At 64.6% G+C, this 20,726-nt stretch carries 13 protein-coding genes; 8 read left to right on the forward strand and 5 right to left on the reverse strand.

Annotation, left to right across the window (positions count from 1 at the left end):
• The first annotated feature begins 223 nt into the window (after window positions 1-223).
• Complete coding sequence (locus M1P90_RS24535) at window positions 224-826, forward strand: TetR/AcrR family transcriptional regulator (RefSeq protein ID WP_483698157.1); 603 nt, start codon at window positions 224-226, stop codon at window positions 824-826.
• A gap of 242 nt (window positions 827-1,068) precedes the next feature.
• Here the strand turns inward: M1P90_RS24535 and M1P90_RS24540 are convergent, their stop codons facing one another.
• The 4 genes from M1P90_RS24540 to hppD form a co-directional block, all read right to left on the reverse strand.
• The gene (locus M1P90_RS24540; protein WP_483698158.1) at window positions 1,069-1,575 is read right to left on the reverse strand and encodes a methyltransferase family protein; all 507 of its coding nucleotides are present in this window, start codon (window positions 1,573-1,575) and stop codon (window positions 1,069-1,071) included.
• 179 nt (window positions 1,576-1,754) lie between these two features.
• The gene (locus tag M1P90_RS24545; protein WP_483698159.1) at window positions 1,755-2,912 is read right to left on the reverse strand and encodes a homogentisate 1,2-dioxygenase; all 1,158 of its coding nucleotides are present in this window, start codon (window positions 2,910-2,912) and stop codon (window positions 1,755-1,757) included.
• A gap of 155 nt (window positions 2,913-3,067) precedes the next feature.
• A complete protein-coding gene (locus tag M1P90_RS24550; RefSeq protein ID WP_483698160.1) occupies window positions 3,068-4,093 on the reverse strand; it encodes a fumarylacetoacetate hydrolase family protein in 1,026 nt (341 codons plus the stop codon).
• Window positions 4,094-4,172: 79 nt separating this feature from the next.
• Window positions 4,173-5,273 (reverse strand): 4-hydroxyphenylpyruvate dioxygenase, encoded by a 1,101-nt coding sequence (gene hppD, locus M1P90_RS24555; protein WP_483698161.1) that lies wholly within the window; start codon window positions 5,271-5,273, stop codon window positions 4,173-4,175.
• A 255-nt stretch (window positions 5,274-5,528) separates the two neighbouring features.
• On the opposite strand from hppD, the gene M1P90_RS24560 reads away from it, so the two are divergent.
• Window positions 5,529-5,990: an Lrp/AsnC family transcriptional regulator gene (locus M1P90_RS24560; RefSeq protein WP_483698162.1), complete on the forward strand. Its 462-nt coding sequence runs from the start codon at window positions 5,529-5,531 to the stop codon at window positions 5,988-5,990.
• A gap of 390 nt (window positions 5,991-6,380) precedes the next feature.
• Here the strand turns inward: M1P90_RS24560 and dnaK are convergent, their stop codons facing one another.
• The gene (gene dnaK, locus M1P90_RS24565; RefSeq protein ID WP_483698163.1) at window positions 6,381-8,252 is read right to left on the reverse strand and encodes a molecular chaperone DnaK; all 1,872 of its coding nucleotides are present in this window, start codon (window positions 8,250-8,252) and stop codon (window positions 6,381-6,383) included.
• 330 nt (window positions 8,253-8,582) lie between these two features.
• Between dnaK and M1P90_RS24570 the strand changes: the two genes are divergently transcribed.
• From M1P90_RS24570 to M1P90_RS24595, 6 genes are all read left to right on the forward strand, one after another.
• On the forward strand, window positions 8,583-10,991 hold the full coding sequence (locus tag M1P90_RS24570; RefSeq protein ID WP_483698164.1) for a PAS domain-containing hybrid sensor histidine kinase/response regulator: 2,409 nt from the start codon (window positions 8,583-8,585) through the stop codon (window positions 10,989-10,991).
• Window positions 10,992-11,411: 420 nt separating this feature from the next.
• Window positions 11,412-11,543, forward strand: coding sequence for a hypothetical protein (locus tag M1P90_RS24575; RefSeq protein WP_483698165.1), 132 nt, complete (start codon window positions 11,412-11,414; stop codon window positions 11,541-11,543).
• A 104-nt stretch (window positions 11,544-11,647) separates the two neighbouring features.
• The gene (locus M1P90_RS24580) at window positions 11,648-13,333 is read left to right on the forward strand and encodes a protein kinase domain-containing protein (protein ID WP_483698166.1); all 1,686 of its coding nucleotides are present in this window, start codon (window positions 11,648-11,650) and stop codon (window positions 13,331-13,333) included.
• 245 nt (window positions 13,334-13,578) lie between these two features.
• Complete coding sequence (locus M1P90_RS24585) at window positions 13,579-18,000, forward strand: Ig-like domain-containing protein (RefSeq protein ID WP_483698167.1); 4,422 nt, start codon at window positions 13,579-13,581, stop codon at window positions 17,998-18,000.
• Between the two features lie 226 nt (window positions 18,001-18,226).
• Complete coding sequence (locus M1P90_RS24590) at window positions 18,227-18,703, forward strand: nucleoside deaminase (RefSeq protein ID WP_483698168.1); 477 nt, start codon at window positions 18,227-18,229, stop codon at window positions 18,701-18,703.
• A gap of 115 nt (window positions 18,704-18,818) precedes the next feature.
• Window positions 18,819-20,597: a glycosyl hydrolase gene (locus M1P90_RS24595; protein WP_483698170.1), complete on the forward strand. Its 1,779-nt coding sequence runs from the start codon at window positions 18,819-18,821 to the stop codon at window positions 20,595-20,597.
• The last annotated feature ends 129 nt before the right edge of the window (window positions 20,598-20,726 follow it).

A 20,726-nucleotide genomic window follows, 5' to 3' on the forward strand; every position in this document is an offset into this window, starting at 1 on the left:
GTATCGTGATTGATTATACGGAACATTGTTCCGTTTGTCAACTGCTTACGTTTGAATGAGCGTGGAGTCAGCGTTTTTAGCCTTCGGCAGAGTGGTACTTTACGATTAAGGTGTGCCGATTTTGGCGCAGAGCGCCAAAATCGGCACACAAAGCTGCCGCAGGCTAACGGCTAGGCCACGTGGGACACCGCGTAAATCCTATAAAATCATGAACAAAGGCAAGATGGTAGCTGAAGAAAACAATGAACCTGAGCGCGAGGAAACCGTAGCGCGGCCGTTGCGCGCCGACGCGCAGCGCAGTGCCGACGCAATTGTGGATGCGGCGCTGGAAGTGTTTGCGCGCTCGGGGGTGGAAGCGCCAGTGCGCGAAATCGCGGCGCGGGCGGGCGTGGGGATTGGCACGCTGTACCGGCGTTTCCCGCAACGCTCCGACCTAATCGTCGCCGTGTTTCGCCAGCAGGTCGATGCCTGCGCCGATGCCGCAACACTGCTTGCAGCCGAGCACGCGCCCGCCCAGGCCCTGGCGCTGTGGTTGCAGCGCTATGTCGATTTCATCGCGACCAAGCGCGGGCTTGCAAGTGCCCTGCACTCCGGCGACCCGGCATATGCCAGCTTGCCCGCCTACTTCGATGCGCGCCTGCGACCGGCGCTGCGCACACTGCTCGATGCGGCGGTGAATGCCGGCGAAGTGCGCGGCGATGCCGAATCCGACGACCTGCTGCGTGCGGTGAATAGCCTGTGCTTCTCAGCGCAGGGCGACCTTGCCTACGCGCGGCGTATGATTGCGCTGCTTGTGGATGGGTTGCGATACACCAGGGGGAGCTAAACGCACGGGGAAGCGAGCGGGAAGCTCGTACAGATCGATTGCAGTTCGCTTCTCGTTGCTAGACGAAGGACGAAGGACGAATGACCAATGTGTCTTCGTCATTCGTCCTTCGTTTTTCGTCACAAGCAGCACCGATTTCCGATGCGCTATATGAGAATGGCAAGCATGTCGCAATGCCTGCCATTCTCGCTTTTCAGAAACCCTGCGTTGTTTTCCTCTGCGTCGCGCCGTGCAATGCTGAATTATTCCTCCGCCCACAGAAAGCTCTCCAGCCCGCGATGCTGCGCCTGAAGTGATGCCAGGTGGGCGCGCTCCAGGCGCACAGCCCGGCGAAACCCCATGTATGCCAGCACAACCGCCGCCAGACACGGCGGCACTGGCAATGTCCAGCCCGCAATCGTCAGCAGCAGGCCCAGGTAGATCGGGTGCTCGAAGCGATACACGCCATCGCGCGAAAGCTTTGTTGCGGCAGTCGGATGAATGCCAAACGATTGCTTCCGCGCAAGCTGTGCCATCCCGGCGATCTCAAGCGACCAGCCGAGCACTTGCAGCAGCAAGGCCACCCGTTCCAGCCAGCGCGGCACAAAGCTCTTCAGCACCAGCGGCGCAAGCAGCGACACGCCGAACACAGCGGGCGCGGGCGGCAGGGGCGCATTGGCGCGCTCTTCCGGGCTGGCTCGCAGAAATACGATCCCTTCCTGAACCAGAAACGCCACAAACAGCAAGCGCTGAGTCGTGCGGATGCGCATCCCACTCTCCTTCTTCTCTTCTCCTTTACGATGGGTGGCGCAATCTTACCACGGTTGATAGCAACTTCGTTTGATCTCTTTTTTCTGATGCTGTGCCCCGGCGAAGCCGGGGCGCAGCATCAGAAAATAAAAGTTTGGGGGCGACTTTGTCGCCCCCCATCCCCTACGCCGAAAGCGCGTCACTCGTGCGCGGCCCAACTGTAGGGGTAGCGCGCGTCTTCGATGCTTGTGGCGGCGCGGGCGACGCGCAGCGGGTGGAACGTATCAACCATCACGGCCAGCTCTTCGGTGCCTTCCTTGCCGATGCTCGCCTCGGCCGCGCCGGGATGCGGGCCGTGCGGCAAGCCGCTCGGGTGCAGCGAGATGCTGCCCGGCTCGATGCCACGCCGCGACATAAAATTCCCCTCGACATAAAACAGCACTTCGTCGCTATCGACATTCGAGTGGTTGTAGGGCGCGGGGATCGCCAGCGGGTGGTAGTCGTACTTGCGCGGCACGAATGAACAGACCACGAAATTCGGGCCTTTGAAGGTCTGATGTACCGGTGGCGGCTGGTGTACGCGCCCAGTAATTGGCTCGAAGTCTTCGATGTTGAGCGCCCACGGGTACAGGCAGCCATCCCAGCCCACCGCGTCGAGCGGGTGGTGGGCGAGTGTGTGCATGGTGTAGCGGTCGCGGGCGCGCACGAGCACCGGGAACTCGCCGCGCTCGTCGTGGGCGGGCAGCTCGTGCGGCACGCGGATGTCGCGCTCGCAGAAGGGCGAATGTTCGAGCAGCTGGCCATACTCATTGCGGTAGCGGCGCGGCGTGTCGATGTTGCCGCGCATGTCGAGCACCAGCAGCGTGCACGGGCCGTTTGCGACCAGCCGGTAGGTCGTGCCAATCGGGATGACGATGTAGTCGCCACGGCGAAAATCGAGTGTGCCAAACAAACTCTCGATGCGGCCCTCGCCCGCATTCACAAACAGCAGCTCGTCGCCCTGGCCGTTGCGGTAGTGGTAGTCCATTGGCGCGGTCGGCTGGGCAATGCTCAGCGTCACATCGGCATTGTGCAGCAGCACGCGCCGCCCGCTGATCGGGTCGCCGCCGGGGGCAAGCTGTGCGGTGCGGAAGTGGCGGTGGCGCAGCGCGCCGGGCTCTTCCAACTCGATCTGCACCGGCCCGCGATCTTCGGCCTTGAGGATGGCAGTGGGCGGGCGGCGGTGGTAGACGATCGACTGAATTCCCTCGAAGCCGCGCGTGCCCATCACCTGCTCGGCATAGAGCGCGCCGTCGGGCTGGCGGAATTGCGTGTGGCGCTTGTGGGGCAGCTCGCCCAGGCGGTGGTAGAAGGGCATCGTTGACCTCCTGTTGATTTACGATTTTGGATTGACGATTGACGATTGCTGTGCCTTTCGTCCATCCAAAAAATCGTCAGTTGATTTGCGATTCTGGATTGACGATTGACGCTTGTTGTATCTGTCGTAAATCCAAAATCGTCAATCGTAAATCGCTACGGAATGATCTGGTTTTTCAGCACGCCCAGGCCGGCGATCTCCAGCTCGATCAGGTCGTCGGGCAGGAGCCACGGCCCCTGGCCAGCGGTGAGCTCCAGCAGACAGCCCGTGCCAACCGTGCCGCTGCCAATCACGTCGCCGGGGTAGAGCGTGGCGTCGCGCGAGGCGCGGGCGATCATCTGGGCGAAGGTGTAGTAGATGTCGCGGAAGTTGCCGCGCGAGCGTTCTTCGCCATTCACGCGCGCGACCATCGGCATGTTGTAGCGACCATCGCCCAGCGCGAAATCCGCCAGCTCGTCGGGCGTCACCAGCCACGGCCCGAGCGAGGTGGCAAAGTCCTTGCCCTTGGCCGGGCCGAGGCCCACGCTCATCTCTTCGCGCTGCACATCGCGCGCGCTCCAGTCGTTCATAATCGTGAAGCCAGCGATGTACTCTTCGGCGTCTTCCTCAAGAATGTCGCGGCCAGCGCGCCCGATCACACAGGCGATCTCCAGCTCGTAGTCGAGCGCCTCGGTGCGCGGCAGCGGGATGTCGGCGCCGGGGCCATAGATCGCCATGTGGTTGCCGAAGTAGAAGACCGGCATTTCATACCAGGCGTAAGGCACATCGCGGCCACGGTTGCGGTTGGCGGTGGCGACGTGATCTTCAAAGGCGTAGAAGTCGCGCAGGCTGTTTGGGCGCGGCAGCGGCGCGACCAGGCGCACCTCGTCGAGCGGTAGCACCATATCCACCCCGCCAATCGTGATCGCGCCCGACATGCCATAGCTCGACGCGACCAGCTCGCCAAATTCGTCCACGTCGCTGACGCCGAGCTGGTCGAACACGGCGGTGGCGATCTCGACCGCGCCTTCCAGGCCCATGCCCTCGGGCGCGCCGCGCAGGATGTCGAGCAGCTCCCAGCGCTGGGCGTCGGTCTGCTCGAACATCAGCGGCGCGGCGGCGGCAAGATCGATCACCGCGCCGCCCAGCAGCACGCCCGCGCGCGGAAACTGGTCGATATAGTTGAAGCTGACAAAGCGCATCTTGACTCCATTTACGATTTCAGATTTACGATTGACGATTGACGAGCATATCGTAAATCCAAAATCGTAAATCGTAAATCTAGAGATTTCCCCGCCGTTCCTGCTCGCGCTCGATCGCTTCAAACAGCGCCTTGAAATTGCCCTTGCCGAAGCCACGGCTGCCCTTGCGCTGAATGATCTCGACAAACAGCGTCGGGCGGTCCTGCAGCGGCTGGCTGAAGATTTGCAGCAGGTAGCCTTCCTCGTCGCGGTCGACCAGCACGCCGCGCCGGGCCAGTTCGTGCACGTCTTCGGGGATGGAGCCAACGCGCGCGGGCAGCTCGTCGTAGTACGATTGCGGCACGCGCAGGAAGGGGATGCCCGCCGCGCGCAGCGCATCCACGCTCTTCATGATGTCGCCGGTCGCCAGCGCGATATGCTGCACGCCCGGCCCGCCGTAATATTCCAGATATTCTTCGATCTGGCTTTTGCGGCGACCGTCGGCCGGCTCGTTGATCGGGAACTTGATGCGCCCGCTGCCGTTCTGCATCACCTTGCTCATCAGCGCCGAGTATTCGGTCGAAATATCCTGATCGTCGAAGTGGATCATCTGCCTGAAGCCCAGAATGTCGCGGTAGTAGCCAACCCATTCGTCCATGCGGCCCAGCTCGACATTGCCAACAATATGATCGATCGCGGCCAGGCCAGTGTCGGGCGTGGGCAGCTGTGTGTCGAATGGGCGGAAGCCGGGCATAAACGCGCCCTCGTAGCCGTCGCGCTGAATGAAGCTGTGGATCGTGTCGCCATACGCGGCGATGCTGGCCTTCACGACCGTGCCGTGCTCGTCGGTGGCGGGGGTGGGCGGCTGCACGCTCTGCGCGCCACGGCGCAGCGCCTCGTTGTAGGCGGCTGTGGCGTCGGCCACGCGCAGCGCGATGTCGCGCACGCCGTCGCCGTGGCGCGCAACATGCATTGCAATCGGGTCGGCGGGGTTGGGGCGCAGGGGCGCGCTCAGCACGAAGCGAATGTTGCGGCGCTGCAGCACCCACGCGGCGCGGTCTCGCACTCCCGTTTCGAGCCCGGCGTAGGCAACTGGCTGCAAGCCCAGCGCAGTGCGGTAGAAGTGGGCCGCCTGGCGCGCGTTCGAGACGTAAAACTCGATGTGGTCGATGCCCTGCAGGTCGAGTGGATCAGACGTCATTGTCTTCCTCCTTGTATGTTTTTGGGTTGCAGGTTGGCGGGTTAGAAGGTTGCAGGTTTGCGAGTTGAAAGTTAGAAGGTTGCAGGTTTACAGGTTGCAGGTTATGCGGTTCTGTGGTTCCGCGGTTCTCGGTTCTTGGTTCTTGGTTCTGCGCTCGCCCGCTGCTTTGAGTATAAAAGATCGGCCCGCAAATCGACAGGGCATGGCGAAAAGATTGTGCCAGCTGGTGCAATGAATTTAAGGTAAAATGCCCGCATGAGTTTGCATTCTGAAGCGCTGCTCGACGACATCAACTGGAAGCTGCTGCGCCTGCTGCAGCAGAATGCCCGCAGCTCGTTCAGCGAGCTCGGGCGCGCAGTTGGCCTTTCGCCGCCCGCCGTGGCCGAGCGTGTGCGCCGTTTGGAAGAAGCTGGCGTGATCAGCGGCTACCACGCGCAGGTCGATCCAGCCAGGGCGGGCCTGCCGCTGCTGGCATTCATGCGCCTGGCCGAAGTTGGCGAGCGCGGCGAGCGCGTGGCCGCGCTGGTGCAGGGCATGCCCGAGGTGCTGGAATGCCATCGCGTCACCGGCAGCGACAGCTTTATTCTGAAAATCCTTGCCACGTCGATTGCGCACCTCGAAGCGCTGATCGACCGCTTCACGCCTTACGGACAGGTGACGACCTCGCTGGTGCTGTCGTCGGCGGTGTCGCGCCACACGATTGAACGGCCTGAGTAGCGTAACGCTGAACAGGGCTTTAGAGCAGTCGGCAGTCAGCAGAAGCCAGTCGGCAGCAGCACTAAGGCATCAGAAAGCTATCGCGTACAATATTGACGGCTCATCCATTGTGACGAATACTAGAGATTATCACGATTTAAGTATAAAATGGCATCAGGGAGCCTTAAACTGCTTGCCTGGCAAACGTCTGTGCTAATGCCTTTTCTGGCGTCCTAAAGAGCCAGATGGTATTTGCGAATTTAAATCGTGATAATCTCTACTGTACTATCAGTCGCGCATCCTGAGTAGCGCGAAGCGCGTATCGAAGGGTGCGCGTACTATTTCGCCCAACGCAGCGGCGGCCGGAGCTTGCGCCCCGGCCGCCGTGTTGTATGTTTTCAAGTAGCGAAACTACTCGACGGTATACTCGCCCTCGACCACGCCCTCGTCGCCGCCCTTGCCGCCCGAAGGCTGGCCCTGCGGGTCGGAATAGCTGCTCTGGCCGATCTGCATCATCAGCTGCTGCAGCTCGCCCGAGAGCGAACGCATGCGATCCTCGTCCTCTTGCGAAACGGCCTCGCGCAGATCCTTGATCAGTGTCTCAGCGCGCTCCTTCTGCACCGAGTCGACCTTGTCGCCCAGGTCGCTGAGCGTTTTCTCGCTCTGGTAGGCCAGGCTGTCGCTCTGGTTCTTCAGCTCCACCGTCTCGCGGCGGCGCTGATCCTCGGCGGCGTGCGCCTCGGCATCGCGCACCATGCGGTCAACCTCGTCCTTGTTCAGGTTCGTGCTGGCCGTGATGGTGATGCGCTGCTCCTTGCCGGTGGCCTTGTCCTTGGCGTGCACGTTCAGAATGCCGTTGGCGTCGATGTCGAACGTAACCTCGACCTGCGGCACGCCGCGCGGCGCGGGCGGGATGCCCTCGAGCCGGAACTTGCCCAGCGTCATGTTGTCGCCGGCCATCTCGCGCTCGCCCTGCAGGATGTGGATGTCCACCGCCGTCTGGCTATCGGCCGCCGTCGAGAAAATCTCGCTCTTGCGGGTCGGGATGGTTGTGTTGCGGTCGATCAGCTTGGTCATCACGCCGCCCAGCGTCTCAACGCCCAGCGACAGCGGCGTCACATCCAGCAGCACCACGTCCTTGACGTCGCCGCCGAGCACGCCGGCCTGGATGGCCGCGCCAATCGCCACCACCTCGTCGGGGTTGACGCTCTTGTTCGGCTCCTTGTTGGTGATCTTGCGCACCAGCTCCTGCACCACCGGCATGCGGGTGCTACCACCCACCAGCACCACCTCGTCGAGCTGGCTGGCCTGCATGCCCGCGTCCTTCAGCGCCTTGGTGAACGGGCCGCGCAGCCGCTCGGTCAGGTCGGCGGTGAGCTGCTCGAACTTGCTGCGGTTCAGCTTGATCTGCAGGTGCTTCGGGCCACTCGCGTCGGCGGTGATGAACGGCAGGTTCACTTCCGTTTCGCTCATGCTCGACAGCTCGATCTTGGCCTTCTCAGCGGCTTCCTTCAAGCGCTGCAGCGCCTGGCGATCCTTGCCCAGGTCGATACCCTGGTCCTTGCGGAACTCTTCGATCAGCCAGTTCACAACCTTCTGGTCGTAGTCGTCGCCGCCGAGGTGGGTGTCGCCGTTGGTGGCTTTCACCTCAACCACGCCGTCGCCAACCTCCAGCACCGACACGTCGAACGTGCCGCCGCCCAGGTCGAACACCAGAATGGTCTCGTCCTTCTTCTTGTCGAGGCCATAGGCCAGCGCGGCGGCGGTCGGCTCGTTGATGATGCGCAGCACTTCCAGGCCGGCGATCTTGCCCGCGTCCTTGGTGGCCTGGCGCTGGCTGTCGTTGAAGTAGGCCGGAACCGTGATCACAGCCTGCGTGACCGTCTCGCCCAGGTAGGCTTCGGCGTCGGCCTTGAGCTTCTGCAGCACCATGGCCGAAATTTCCTGCGGCGCGTATTCCTTGCCGGTCTGGTTCGAGTGGATGCGAACATCGGCGCGCGAACCTTTGGTTACCTGGAAAGGCACCATGGCGCGCTCGACGTCGGTTTCGTCGTAGTTGCGGCCAATAAAGCGCTTGATCGAGAAAAATGTATTTTCAGGGTTGATCGTGGCCTGGCGCTTGGCCGTCTGGCCAACCAGCCGCTCGCCATTCTTGGTGAAAGCCACCACCGACGGCGTGGTGCGATTGCCCTCGGCGTTCGGGATGACCACGGCGTCGCCGGCTTCCATCACCGCCACACACGAGTTCGTCGTACCCAGGTCGATACCAACTATTTTAGCCATGCTAGTTCCTCACTTCTATGAACTACGAGTTGCGCTTCGGGCGCGAGCGGCGTGTATATTCACTCGCTCCACTGCAACTCGCGCTGTGAATAGTGTACCCCAATCGCGCTAGCAGGCTATAAGATTGGCGTTAGAAGAATGTTAGATTTTGGCATGGCGCAGCCCTTTGCCGACACCGAGCGCATAGATGCCGTAAATCGCGCCCGGCCACAGTGTTGGTATAATATCCGTCCATCACTGCAATCTTGCCATAGGCAATCTTCTTGCGCTCGCGCCACGCCGGGGGATGAGCGAGTGGCGCGCCGCCCTGTTCGCAGCAGAAAGGCGGGTATGGACGACCTCGAACGACAACATTCAGAAGATCAGGAAATTGTGGCGCTGCGCGCGCGTATCGCTGCGCTTGAGCAAGCGCTTGCAGCCGAGCACCAGAATCGCGTATACCACGAGCATCTTCTGGCAAACGTCAACGATTCAGTTATTGTGCTTAACCCCGAATTTCGCATTCAGGAATGGAATGCCGGTGCCGAGCGAATGTATGGCTGGGCTGCGGATGAAGTGCGCGGCAAGCAGCTCAGCGCAGTGGTGCGCCAGCGCTACCTGGATTCATCAATCACCAGCGCGAGCGCGTTTAGCACACTGCTTGCGCAGGGCAGCTGGACGGGCATGGTGGCGCAGCTGCACCGCGACGGCCGTGAGCTGATCGTCGACTCGGCGGTGCGGGCGCTGCACGACGCGCAAGGCACGCTGACTGGCCTGATCGGCATCAACCGCGATGTAACCGACCGCTACCAGGCGCTGGCCGCGCTGGAGCGCAGCGATGCCACGCTGCGCGCGTTTTTCGACAGCTCGCCGCAGCAGCTTTATCTGCTCGATCAGGACTACAGTATTCTTGCCTTCAACCGCGTGGCGGCCCACGAGATCAGGCAGGCCCTGGAAAGCGATATTGCAGTGGGTGAGTCGGTTCTTCGCTACCTCACGCCAGCCAGCCAGGAACGCTTTGTGGCCTACTTCCACCGCTGCCTCCAGGGCGAGCAAATTTACTACGAAAGCCAGGTTGAGCACCCCAGCGGCATACCCAAATGGTATGGCCTTTCGTACATCCCGATCTACCAATCTGAAAAAACCATCACCGGCGTTGCCTTTGGCAGCCTGGACATCACCAGGCAAAAGCTTTCCGAGCTGGCGCTGCGCGAGGCCGAAACCAAGTATCGCACGCTGGTCGAGCAGATCCCGGCGGTGACGTATATTGTTGAATTTGGCGACGGCGATAATCGTACAACCTACATGAACCCGCAGCTTGAGGCCATGCTTGGCTACACCACCGAAGAATGGCTGAGCGATCCATCGCTCTGGTTTGGCAGAATTCACCTCGCCGACTACGCCGCGATCAAGCCCTTCTTCCGCGAAAACAGCGACGACCCGCGCCCGCTGGATATTGAGTATCGCATGCTGGCGCGCGATGGCCGCACGGTGTGGGTGCACAACACGGCCTCGCCGATCATCACGGTGCCGGGGCAAACGCCTTTTTCCATTGGCATCATGTTCGACATCACGGCGCGGAAACAGGCGGAAGAAGAAAAAACGCAGTTCGATGCCAAGCTCCAGCAGACGCAGAAGCTCGAAAGCCTGGGTATGCTGGCCGGCGGCATTGCCCACGATTTCAACAACCTGCTCACCAGCATCCTGGGCTACGCCGACCTTGCACTGCTCGAGCTGCCGCCGCGCTCGCCGGCCCTGCCCCTGATTGGCGAGGCGGTGAATGGCGCGCGGCGCGCCGCCGAGCTTACGGCGCAGATGCTGGCATACTCGGGCAAAGGGCGCTTTGTGGTCGAACAGCTCGACATTTCGCGGCTGATCGACGATATCACACGCCTGCTTGAGATCTCGATCTCGAAAAAATGTGTGCTCAAATATAATTTACTGCCCAACCTGCCCAGCATCTCGGCCGACGCGACGCAGATTCGCCAGGTGATTATGAACCTGGTGATCAACGCGTCCGAGGCGATTGGCGACCGCAGTGGCGTGATCATGCTCACCACCGGCGCGATGTACTGCGACAGCGCGTATTTGTCGGAAACCTACCTGGACGAGAACCTGCCCGAAGGCTTGTATGTCTACCTCGAAGTTGCCGACAATGGCGCGGGCATGAGCGAAGAAACGCGCGCCCGCGTCTTCGAGCCGTTTTTCACCACCAAGTTCACCGGGCGCGGCCTGGGCCTGGCGGCGGTGCTGGGTATCGTGCGCGGGCACCACGGCGCGCTTAAGATCTACAGCGAGCAGGGCGTTGGCTCCACCTTCAAAGCGCTGTTCCCCGCCACCGATCTGCCCGCCAGCATGGCCGAAAGTCCTGAGGCGCAGGCTTTGGAATGGCGCGGCGGCGGCGTGGTGCTGGTGGTCGATGATGAAGAAACGGCGCGCGGCCTGGCAGTTCATATGCTTGAACGTATGGGCTTTGAGGTTCTGGCCGCGGCCGACGGGCGCGAGGGTGTCGAGATTTTCCGCGCCAGCAAGGCGAATATTCGCCTGGTGCTGCTCGACATGACCATGCCGCACATGGACGGCGAAGAAACGTTCCGCGAGCTGCGCCGCATCCGCATCGATGTGCGCGTGGTGCTGACCAGCGGCTACAACGAGCAGACCGCGACAAGCCGCTTTGCTGGCAAGGGCCTGGCCGCCTTCATCCAGAAGCCCTATCGCTTTGAAGAGCTGCGCGCCGTTGTGCGCAATGTGCTGGGCTAGTGTATTTGCGATTTGCGATTTGCGATATATGCATCCTGATATGCTGCCATCACCTGATCGCAAAAACAACACACCGCCGACATTATGTCGGCGGTGTGTTGCTGAAAAGCGCCGCAGCAAACCGTGCATACGTTATAGCACGCGCTGGGCGAGCTGTGGTATGCGAAACATAGGCGAAAGAGTTTCATATATTGCCTCGCTGCAGCGTGCTTAAAAATCGATAGTCATGCTGTGATATTCTGCGAAAGATCTAGAAAGCCGATAATACTGAAACCTGAAATCCTACTTCTGAATACTGGAAAGCGACGCAACTATCAGCCTTTTGTAATCGAAATATCAGATTTGGAATCGGGCCTGCGGTGTATGATAGCAGGGCTTACAACGTTCTTTTCATCGCTTAACTATGCGGAGATTGCTACCATGCTCTGGTTGATCTGGATCGCGATTATGCTGGTGACGCCGATTCTTGCGGGCTTGAATGTATGGTGGGAGACGCGTTCCACCGCTGAGGCCCTGGCTTCAGATATTCCTGGCGAGCAGATCCAGGCATAGCCGGTACGCCCGGCACAACACGTGATGCAACAGCCCGCAGGCGCGCGCCTGCGGGTTTGGTGTGCTATAGTGGCACATTGCAAGGCCGGGTGAAGGAGAAACGATTGGCTGGAACAAGCTCGATCATTGGCATGGCGCTTGGCGCATATGAAGTAGAGGCATTGCTGGGCAGCGGCGGCATGGCTTCGGTCTACCGCGCGCTCGACCGGCGTTTGCAGCGCCAGGTGGCGGTAAAGGTGCTGTCGCCAGCGGCGGCGCACACGCCCGGCCTGCCCGAGCGATTCTTGCAGGAAGCGCGCCTGGTGGCCAGCCTGCGCCACCCGAATATTGTGACGGTGTACGACTACGGCGAGCAGGGCGATCTCACCTACATGGTGCAGGAGCTACTCGCCGGGCCGACGCTGGCTGACCAGCTGAAGACGCTGGCCGGGCAGGGGCAGGTGTTCAGCCGCGAGCAGGTGCTGGCGATTGTGCGCCAGCTGGCCGCCGCGCTCGATGCCGCGCACGCCGCCGGTATCATCCACCGCGATGTCAAGCCCAGCAACGCGATCTGGAACCAGCGCGGCGAGCTTGTGCTCACTGATTTCGGCATTGCAAAAAATACCCAGCTGCCCACGGAATATACGCAGGCGGGCATGGTGATCGGCACGCCCGACTACCTTTCGCCCGAGCAGGCGCGCAACCTGCCGCTCACGCCCAGCAGCGACCTGTACTCGCTTGGCGTGGTGCTGTTCGAGCTGCTGGCCGGCCAGACACCTTTTCACAACGACACGCCCATGGCGGCGATGCTGGGCCATATGCAGGAAGCCCCGCCGCCACTGCGCCCGCGCCGCCCCGATCTGCCGCCCACCGTCGAGCGCGTGGTGCTGCAGGCGCTGGCGAAAGATCCGGCGCAGCGCTTTCGCAGCGGCGGCGCGCTGGTGCGCGCGCTTGAGCAGGCGTGGAACATGGTGCCCGCAGCTGGTGCCGCCGCGCCTGCGCTGCACGACCAGACGACGCATGTGTGGGCCAGCCCGGCGCGCCCGGCAACGCCAATTCCTGTTGCGCTGCCGCCCGCCCCGCCGCAGCCACAAGCCACAGCGCCGCGCCCGCAGCCCACAATGCCGCCCCCCCGCGCCGCCGCGCCCGCTCCTGCAGCTCCGGCCCGCTCCGGCCATGCTGGCGGGCGCTGCATGCTGATCGCACTGCTGCTGCTGGGCCTGCTTGGCCTGGGTGCGGTTGGCGCGGCCTTGTTTTTCAATGGTGGGCTGGGCAGCCAAACGGGCGATAATGGCGGCCTGCCGGTGGTGGCGACCCAGGCGCCCGCCGAGCAGCCGACCGAAGTGCCGACCGAGCAACCCACTGCTGCGCCAGCGGAACAGCCAACCGAAGTGCCGCCTGAGGTTCCTACCGAAACACCCGCGCCGATCCCAACCGAGCCGCCGCCACCGACTGAGACGCCCGCGCCGATCCCCACTGAGCCGCCGCCTGCGCCCACCGAAGCACCGCCCACGCAGCTCGATCCGTCGGTCGATCAGCTGCGCGAGCTGGTGCTGGCCGGGCAGGCAAACGGCCAGGCCGGCAAACACGCCGACGAGCTGGTTTCGCGCGCCGACGACGTGGCCCAGGCGCTTGCCGACGGCAACAAGGGCCGCGCCACCAGCCAGCTGCGCAACATGCAGCGCCGCATCGCCGAAGATGCCCGCGACAAAGACATCGATCTCGACTTCGCGCAGCGCCTGCTTGACGCGATTGATGCGGTGGCGCGCGCCTACGACCTGAAACTGCCCGACGTGAAGCTCAAGAATTGACGGAAGGCCGAGAACCAAGAACCGCAGAACCCTGTGAGTGTTTAGGGTCTGGGGTTTTGGGATTGGGCAACAACCTGTAACTTTCAAACCTTCCAACTCGCAAACCTCCAAACCTGCAACCTCGCGTTTCCCGCCCAGCTTTGCGTGCCGGTGCGCTCGTGCTATACTAACCCGCGTTCGCTGGCAGCCGCGATGGCGCGCCGCCGTGGGGTTTCCACGCGCGCGCTCGTTGCAAAGGAGCGTTCGTGCGCATCCTGCGCTGGGCTGGTCGCATCTGGACGGGATTGCTGGTGGTTACTGTTGCGCTTGCCGGCGTGCTGCTGGCCTTGCGCGCCGTGCTGCCGATCTTCGCCGCGCCACCCGCGCTGCGTTCGGCTGTGCCCGCCAATGGCGCCGCCGATGTTGCCACCCGCGCCGCGATCCAGCTTCATTTCGATCAGGCGATGAACGCGCCCAGCGTCGAGGCGGCGCTTGCGATTAGCCCGCCGCTGGCGTGGAAATCAACCTGGGATGCCAGCCGAACCACGCTCACGATTTCGCCCACCGAGCCGCTGCGCCCCGCCACCGACTACCAGATCACACTCAGCCGCGATGCGCTGAACCAGCGGTTTCGCGCCTTGCCCGAGCCGCTCGAACTGCGCTTTCGTACCGCCCAGGCCCCCGCCGTTGTCGCGGCGCTGCCCGCCAATGGCACTGCCAACGTGCCGCTCGACAGCCCGATCAGCCTGAGCTTCAGCCGCGAAATTGTGCGCCCCGACGCGCTTCAGCAACCCGGCGCGCTGCCGGCGCTGCGCTTCGAGCCGCCGCTGGCCGGGCAGGCCACCTGGCTCGATACCACCACCGTGCTGTTTCGCCCATCCTCGCCGCTGCACGCTGGCACGCGCTACCGCGCCACGCTGGAAGCGACCCTGGCCGACATCAATGGCGGGCAGCTTGGCAGCGCGTATAGCTGGGAATTCAGCACAGCCGCGCCACGCGTGCTGGTGCTCGATCCCGCCAATGGCGCGCGCCTGGTGCCGCCCGATGCAACGCTCGCCATCACGCTTTCGCAGCCGCTCGAACTCGACTCCCTGCGCGCCACGCTCCAAATTTCGCCGACGATCAGTGGCGCGTTTGCTACTACCACGCTGCCCAATGGGCGGCAGCGCGTCACATTCACGCCCGACACACCGCTGCGCGCCGACACGACCTACACTGGCACACTGCGCGCCGATTCAGCCGAAAGCGCGCCGCTGATTGAGCCAGCGCAGTGGCGCTTCCGCACCGCGCCACGCCCGACACTGACGGCGCGCTTCCCGGGCGAAGGCCAAACGCTGCCCAACGGCCAGGAAGTGCGCCTGGTCTTCACCACGCCGATGGACAGCGACGCCGTGCAAGCGGCGCTCGTGCTCGACCCGCCCGCGCCAAATGTGCGTGTGAGCGCCAGCGCCGCCGAGGTGCGTATGAGCGCCGACCTGCGCGCCGCCACGGTCTACACGCTCACCCTGCCCGCCGACCTGACCGACCGCAACGGAATCGCGCTGGGCCAGCCGTACCAGATGCGCTTTGTCACCGCGCCAGCCGGCCCGGCGCTGGAGCTTCCCGAGCTGCAAGGCAACCTCGCCCAGGTGCCGCCCGATGCGACCGATGGCGTGCTGCTGCGGCGCACCAATCTTTCATCGATCCAGTTCGATCTCTACCAGCTCGACGAGCCGACGCTGGTGCGCCTGCTTGATTTCCGCGCCGAAGACTGGCCGAGCTTCCAGCCCGAGCGCTACGGCCAGCAGCAGCTTCGCACCTGGCGCACCGCCCTGAGCGACCCGCTGAATACGCCGGTTGAAGAGCGCCTGCCGCTGAAGAATGAGGGCGGCGAGCCACTGGCCCCAGGCATCTACTACCTGCGCCTGCGCACGCTGGAAGGGCCACACGCCGACCTTGTGCTGCTGGTGTCGCGCGCGCGGCTGAGCGCCGTGGCCGGGCAGCAAGCCAGCGGCGCTGGCGCGGCGCAGGTGTGGGCCACCGACATCACCACTGGCGAGGCGCTGGCCGGCCTGCCGATTGCGCTCTACCAGGGCGGCGCGCTGGTGCAGCAGGCAACAACCAACGCGCAGGGGTTGGCTGCATTTACTGGGCTGGCTGGCGCGGAAGGCTATACGGCAATTGCTGGCGGCCAGCAGCCGGGCGCAGCTTCTCTGCCGCCCGGGCGGCCCCGCCCGCAGCCGCGCCTGTTCCTCGCCGCCGACCGTGCCGCCTACGCGCCCGGCGAAACCGTGCAGCTGGCTGGCTTTGTGCGCGACGCGCAGGTGGGCGCTTTCCCCGGTATCAACGTGGTAGCGACCGGCCCGGATGGCAGCCGCGCCTACCAGCAAACTGCGCAGCCCGCCGCAACTGGCATTTTTACTGCAAGCGTGGTGCTGCCCGCCGATGCGGTTGCTGGAACGTACACCATCAGCGCCCGCGCCGGCACGGGCAGCGCGATTGTGCGCGTGGCTGTGCAGCCGCCGCCCGCTGCGCCCCTGCGTGTCGATGTGCAAACTCCCGGCGCGCTCGTCGGCGGAGATGACATAACGGCGCAGGTAGAAGTATCAACGCCCGAGGGCTTGCCGCTGGCCGGCGCGCCGATCACATGGACGCTGCTGGCCGAGCGCGAACCTTTTGCCGGCGCGGGCGAATTTGTGTTTGGCGATGGCGAGCGCAGCACTGCGCCAATTGAGGCGCGCAGCGGCGTGGCCCAGAGCGACGCCGATGGTCGGTTCACCCTCTCGATTTCCGACGCCGACCTGGCCGATGTGCCGCTGCGCTACCGACTCGTGGCCGAGGCCAGCGGGCCAGGCGGCGCAACCGGCATCGGCGCAGGCGAGTTTAGCGTCGCCCCGGCCGAGCGCTCGGCTGGCGTGGCCTTGCCCAGCCAGATCTTCGCGGTTGGCCGGCCCAGCCCGATTGAGTTGCTGGCGCTCGACGCTGCCGGCCAGCCCGCGCCGCGCACTCCCATCCGCCTCGAGGTGTACACACGCAGCTGGGAAGCAGCCGAGCCGGGCAGCGCCGCCTGGGTGCCGCGCGACCGCATTGCCTTCACGCGCAGCGCCGTTTCGGGCGCGGATGGCCGGGCGCGCGTGCAGCTCACACTGCCGCGCGGCGGTGCCTACCGCCTGCGCGTCAGTACGCCCGAAAGCGCGGACAATGCTGCCTACAGCGCCGCTTCGGCCTGGGCCAGCGCGCCGGGTTTTGCCGCCTGGGGCGCGCTGCCAAACGAGCAGCCGCTGCTGGTGGCCGGCCGCGCCAGCTACCGCCCCGGCGAAACCGCCACGCTCTTGCTGGCCGGCTTGCAGAATGATGCAACCGTGCTGCTGACCTGGGGCAGCACTGCCGGCCCGCGCGCCGAAACCCGCACCATTCGCGCTGGCCAGCCTTTCACGCTCACGCTGCCCACCGATGCCAGCGCGTCGGTTGCGGTGCGCGCCCTGATCGCCACGGGCGCTGCGAATGCGCCAGCGGCAGCCACGCCTGCGCCGCTGCCCAGCGCCGCCACCGACCTGCCGATCAGCAACGAGCGCGCAACACTGCAGCTTGCCATTGCCGCCGACCGCGCCGCCTACTTGCCCGGCGGCACCGCCACGCTCACCATCACCACCACCGACTCGAATGGCGAGGGCGTGCCCGCCGACATAATTCTGGCGCTGGGCGGCGCCCGCCCGCCAGCTTCCGCGCCAATTGAGGCGGCGCTGCGCGTGCTCCCTGCCGCATTGCAAAGCGGTGCGCCGCCGAGTCTCGCAGCGGCAGCGCTGCCCGGCGCGGCCCGTGCCATCGCCACCCCGCCCGAGCCGCCGGGCGCATGGCGCGCTGGCCTGCGCACGGATGCCAGCGGCGTGCTGACGGTCACGCTCAAATTACCCGATGAGCCGGCGCTTGCCATCGCACAGGTGTGGGCTGCCAGCGCCGACCGCGCCGGGCAAGCGCGCGCGACCCTGCCGATCTCGCAGCCGGTCGACCTTGCGCTGCTTGCGCCGCCCGCTGCCCGCCCCGGCGACGAGGTGCTGCTGCTGGCGCGCGCCCGCAACACCGACGCCGTCACGCATACCGTCGGCGCGCAGCTCAGCGTCGCCGGCCTGGAGCTGAGCAACCCAAGCGAAACCAGCCAGCAGGCCACGCTTGCGCCCGGCGCGCAGCACCTCTTCATCTGGCGTACCCGTGCGATCGACGCCGCTGGCATTCGGGGCACAGTTACCGTAAGGGTTGAAGGAGCACTGTTTCAAACCGAACCAATCGAGCTTCCGATTATCGCCAACGCCGTGCCAGCGCCCGCCAATCGCGGCCTCGCCATCGCGCGCGACTACCACGACGCCCAGACTGGCCGCCCGCTCGACCTGGCCGCGCTGCGCCCCGGCCAGCTTGTGCGCGCCCGCATCACGGTCGTTGCGCCCGCCGCCGTGCCCGCCCTGAGCATCACCGAATCGCTGCCCGCCAGCGCCACGCTGCTCGGCGCCCCGCCTGGCGCACTTGGCGCACTTGGCGCGCCCGCCAGCCTGATTTTCACCGTCGCGCAGCTTGGCCCGGGCATCGCCCAGTACGAATATACCTTCCGGCTTGGCGCGGCTGGACGTTACCACGCGCCCGCCACAATCGCCCGCAGCGCCGCTGGCGCGCAGGCCGCTACCCCCGCCGCCGACTTTGTGGTTGCCACCCCGTAGCGGGAGTTTGACCCGCAAAGGATGCAGAGGTGAGATACAAGCGATGACACGATGACAAGATGAAGGGGTGAACTAGCGACACCCTTCGATACGGCCTCCGGCCTACTCAGGATGCCGCAAGTCGTCAATCGTCAATCGTCAATCGTAAATTCTAAAACCTCCGTGCCTCTGTGTCTCTGTGGTAAAATTTCCGTTCGTCCTTCGTCCTTCGTCCTTTGAGGAGCTTATGGAAACCGAAGACCCCGATATTCTCCACCTGCGCGCGGCCATCGTCGCCGCCGCCAGCGCCCGCGCGCGTGGCAACCACCCCTTTGGCGCGGTGCTGGTCGGCCCGCAGGGGCAGCAGCTCTTCGCCGCCGAGAACACCGTCGTCACCGAGCGCGACGTCACTGGCCATGCCGAATCGAACCTTGTGCGCATTGCCGCGCAGCAGATGAACGCCGAAGATCTGGCCGCATGCACGCTCTACACCAGCACCGAGCCATGCCCCATGTGCGCGGGCGCGATCTACTGGGCCGGCATCGGGCGGGTGGTCTACGCCTGCTCGGAAGAGCAGCTGCTGGCGCTCACCGCCCATAACCCCGACAACGACTCGCTCATGCTGGGCTGCCGCGAGGTCTTTGCGCATGGGCGGCGCACTGTTGCCGTGCGTGGCCCGCTGCTCGAAGAAGAGGCGCGTGCCGTACACGAAGGCTTCTGGTAGGCGCAGCGCGGTTCAGCCAAATGTGACGATATCGTCACCCGCCCGCGCTCGACACGCGCCTGCCGCTGAACTATAATCCCGCTACGTGCACCCTCCCGCAAGTAACGGAAGCCCAGTGCCTCATCGCCCAACGAACATCCTGCTCATCATTCTGATCCTGATCGGCTGGATTGTGGTGCCCCGCCCCGCACCAGCCGAGGGCGAGCCGCTGCCCACCGAGCTGGCCGAAACGCCCTTTGGCCTGAACACCCACCTCGCCAGCCGCTACACCAGCACCGATATGAGCATCCCTGCCGACCTGGTGGCGCAGTCTGGCGCGGCGTGGGCGCGCGAAGACATCCAGTGGCAGCGCGTGCAGCCCACGCCCGACACCTGGGACTGGAGCTACACCGACGCAGCATTTCGCGCCCTGCTCCAGCGCGACATCAAGATCGTCGCGGTGCTGGGCCACCCGCCCGGCTGGGCCACACCCGACCCAAACGACACGCCCTATGACCTGTCGTTCGCCGCGCCCGACCCGGCGGCATTTGCGGCCTTTGCGGCGGCGGCGGCGCAGCGCTACGGGCGCTACATCCACCACTGGGAAATCTGGAACGAGCCCGATAATCCTCTGTTCTGGAAGCCCGCGCCCGACCCGGCTGCCTACGCGCTGCTGCTGAATCGCGCCAGCAGCGCCATTCGCGCCGCTGCGCCCGACGCGAAGATCCTGCTCGGCGGCATCAACCCCTTCAGTACGACATTTCTGCGGCAGCTTGCGCAGGCTGGCGCGTGGGGCAGCTTCGACATCCTCGCCATCCACCCCTATGTCGACCCGGCCACGCCCGAAAGCGGCAACCTCGCCGCCGCCGCCGATGGCGTGCGCGCGCTTGCGGCGCAGTGGGGGCCGCGCCCGATCTGGGTGACCGAAGTGGGCTGGGCCAGCGGGCGGAGCGACCACGACGACGTTGGCACGCTCGACGAGCCGGGGCAGGCCAACATGCTGGTGCGCGCCATGCTGCTGCTGTGGCGCTCAGGCGTCGAGCGGATCTTCTGGTACACCTTGAAAGACGATGTCAACAACCCCTACGGGCTGGTTGCGCTGGGCAGCGGTCGCGCCGACTACAGCCGCCTGAAGCCGGCCTACTACGCATTCCAAACACTCGCGCGCCAAACCGCCGGCACCGAGTTTGTGGCCTTGCGCGACCTGTTCGAGCGCACGGGCGTGCTGGATTTCGAAACGCTTGGCACCTGGCGGCGCGGCGACCAGCCCAACGGCACGCTTGCGCCAACCTATGTCAGCACGCACAGCGGGCAGGCGGGGGCGCGCCTGAGCTACAACTTCCCCACCCCCGTCAATGATTATGTGGTGTTTCGGCGCGAACGGCCGGCCGCGATCCCTGGCGAACCATACGCGCTCGGCCTGTGGGTGAATGGCGACGGCTCGGGCCATGCGCTCAAAATATGGCTGCAGGATGCGGAGGGCGAGCTGCTCCAGTTCACACTTGGCACGGTTGGCCCGCCCGGCTGGCGCCTGCTCGAAGCGCCGATTGGCGGCACGGTTGCGCCCTGGAACCGCATCAGCAGCGGCGGCAACAGCCGGGTCGATTTCCCCGCGCGCCTGGCAGCAATCGTGCTCGATGACGGCGACGACACCTTTACTGGCAGCGGCTCGATTGTGCTGGACGACATGATCGCGCTGAGCGGGCCCGAAGCCTTCGACATGCAACTGCGCCAGGGCAGCACCTACGTCGACGTGCTGTGGTCGCCCACGGGGCTGCGCGCCGCCATCCGCACCCGCGCCGCCAGTGGCGTCGTTACCAGCATCGCGGGCGCGGCCAGCAGCGCCGCCGCCGCCGATGGCAAGCTCTCGTTTGCGCTTGGCCCCGCGCCAATTTTTGTTCGCCACAGCGAATAGCTTCGGCGCGCGGCAGACATCGCTCGTTCATCTTTCTTCACGAACCGCACCGCATCAGAATGCGGCAAAATCCTCGCTTCGCGCCAAAGGGCGAATGTAACGCATCCGTTAACTCAGGCGCGCCCATCG

Source organism: Kouleothrix sp. 19917, assembly GCF_057073505.1.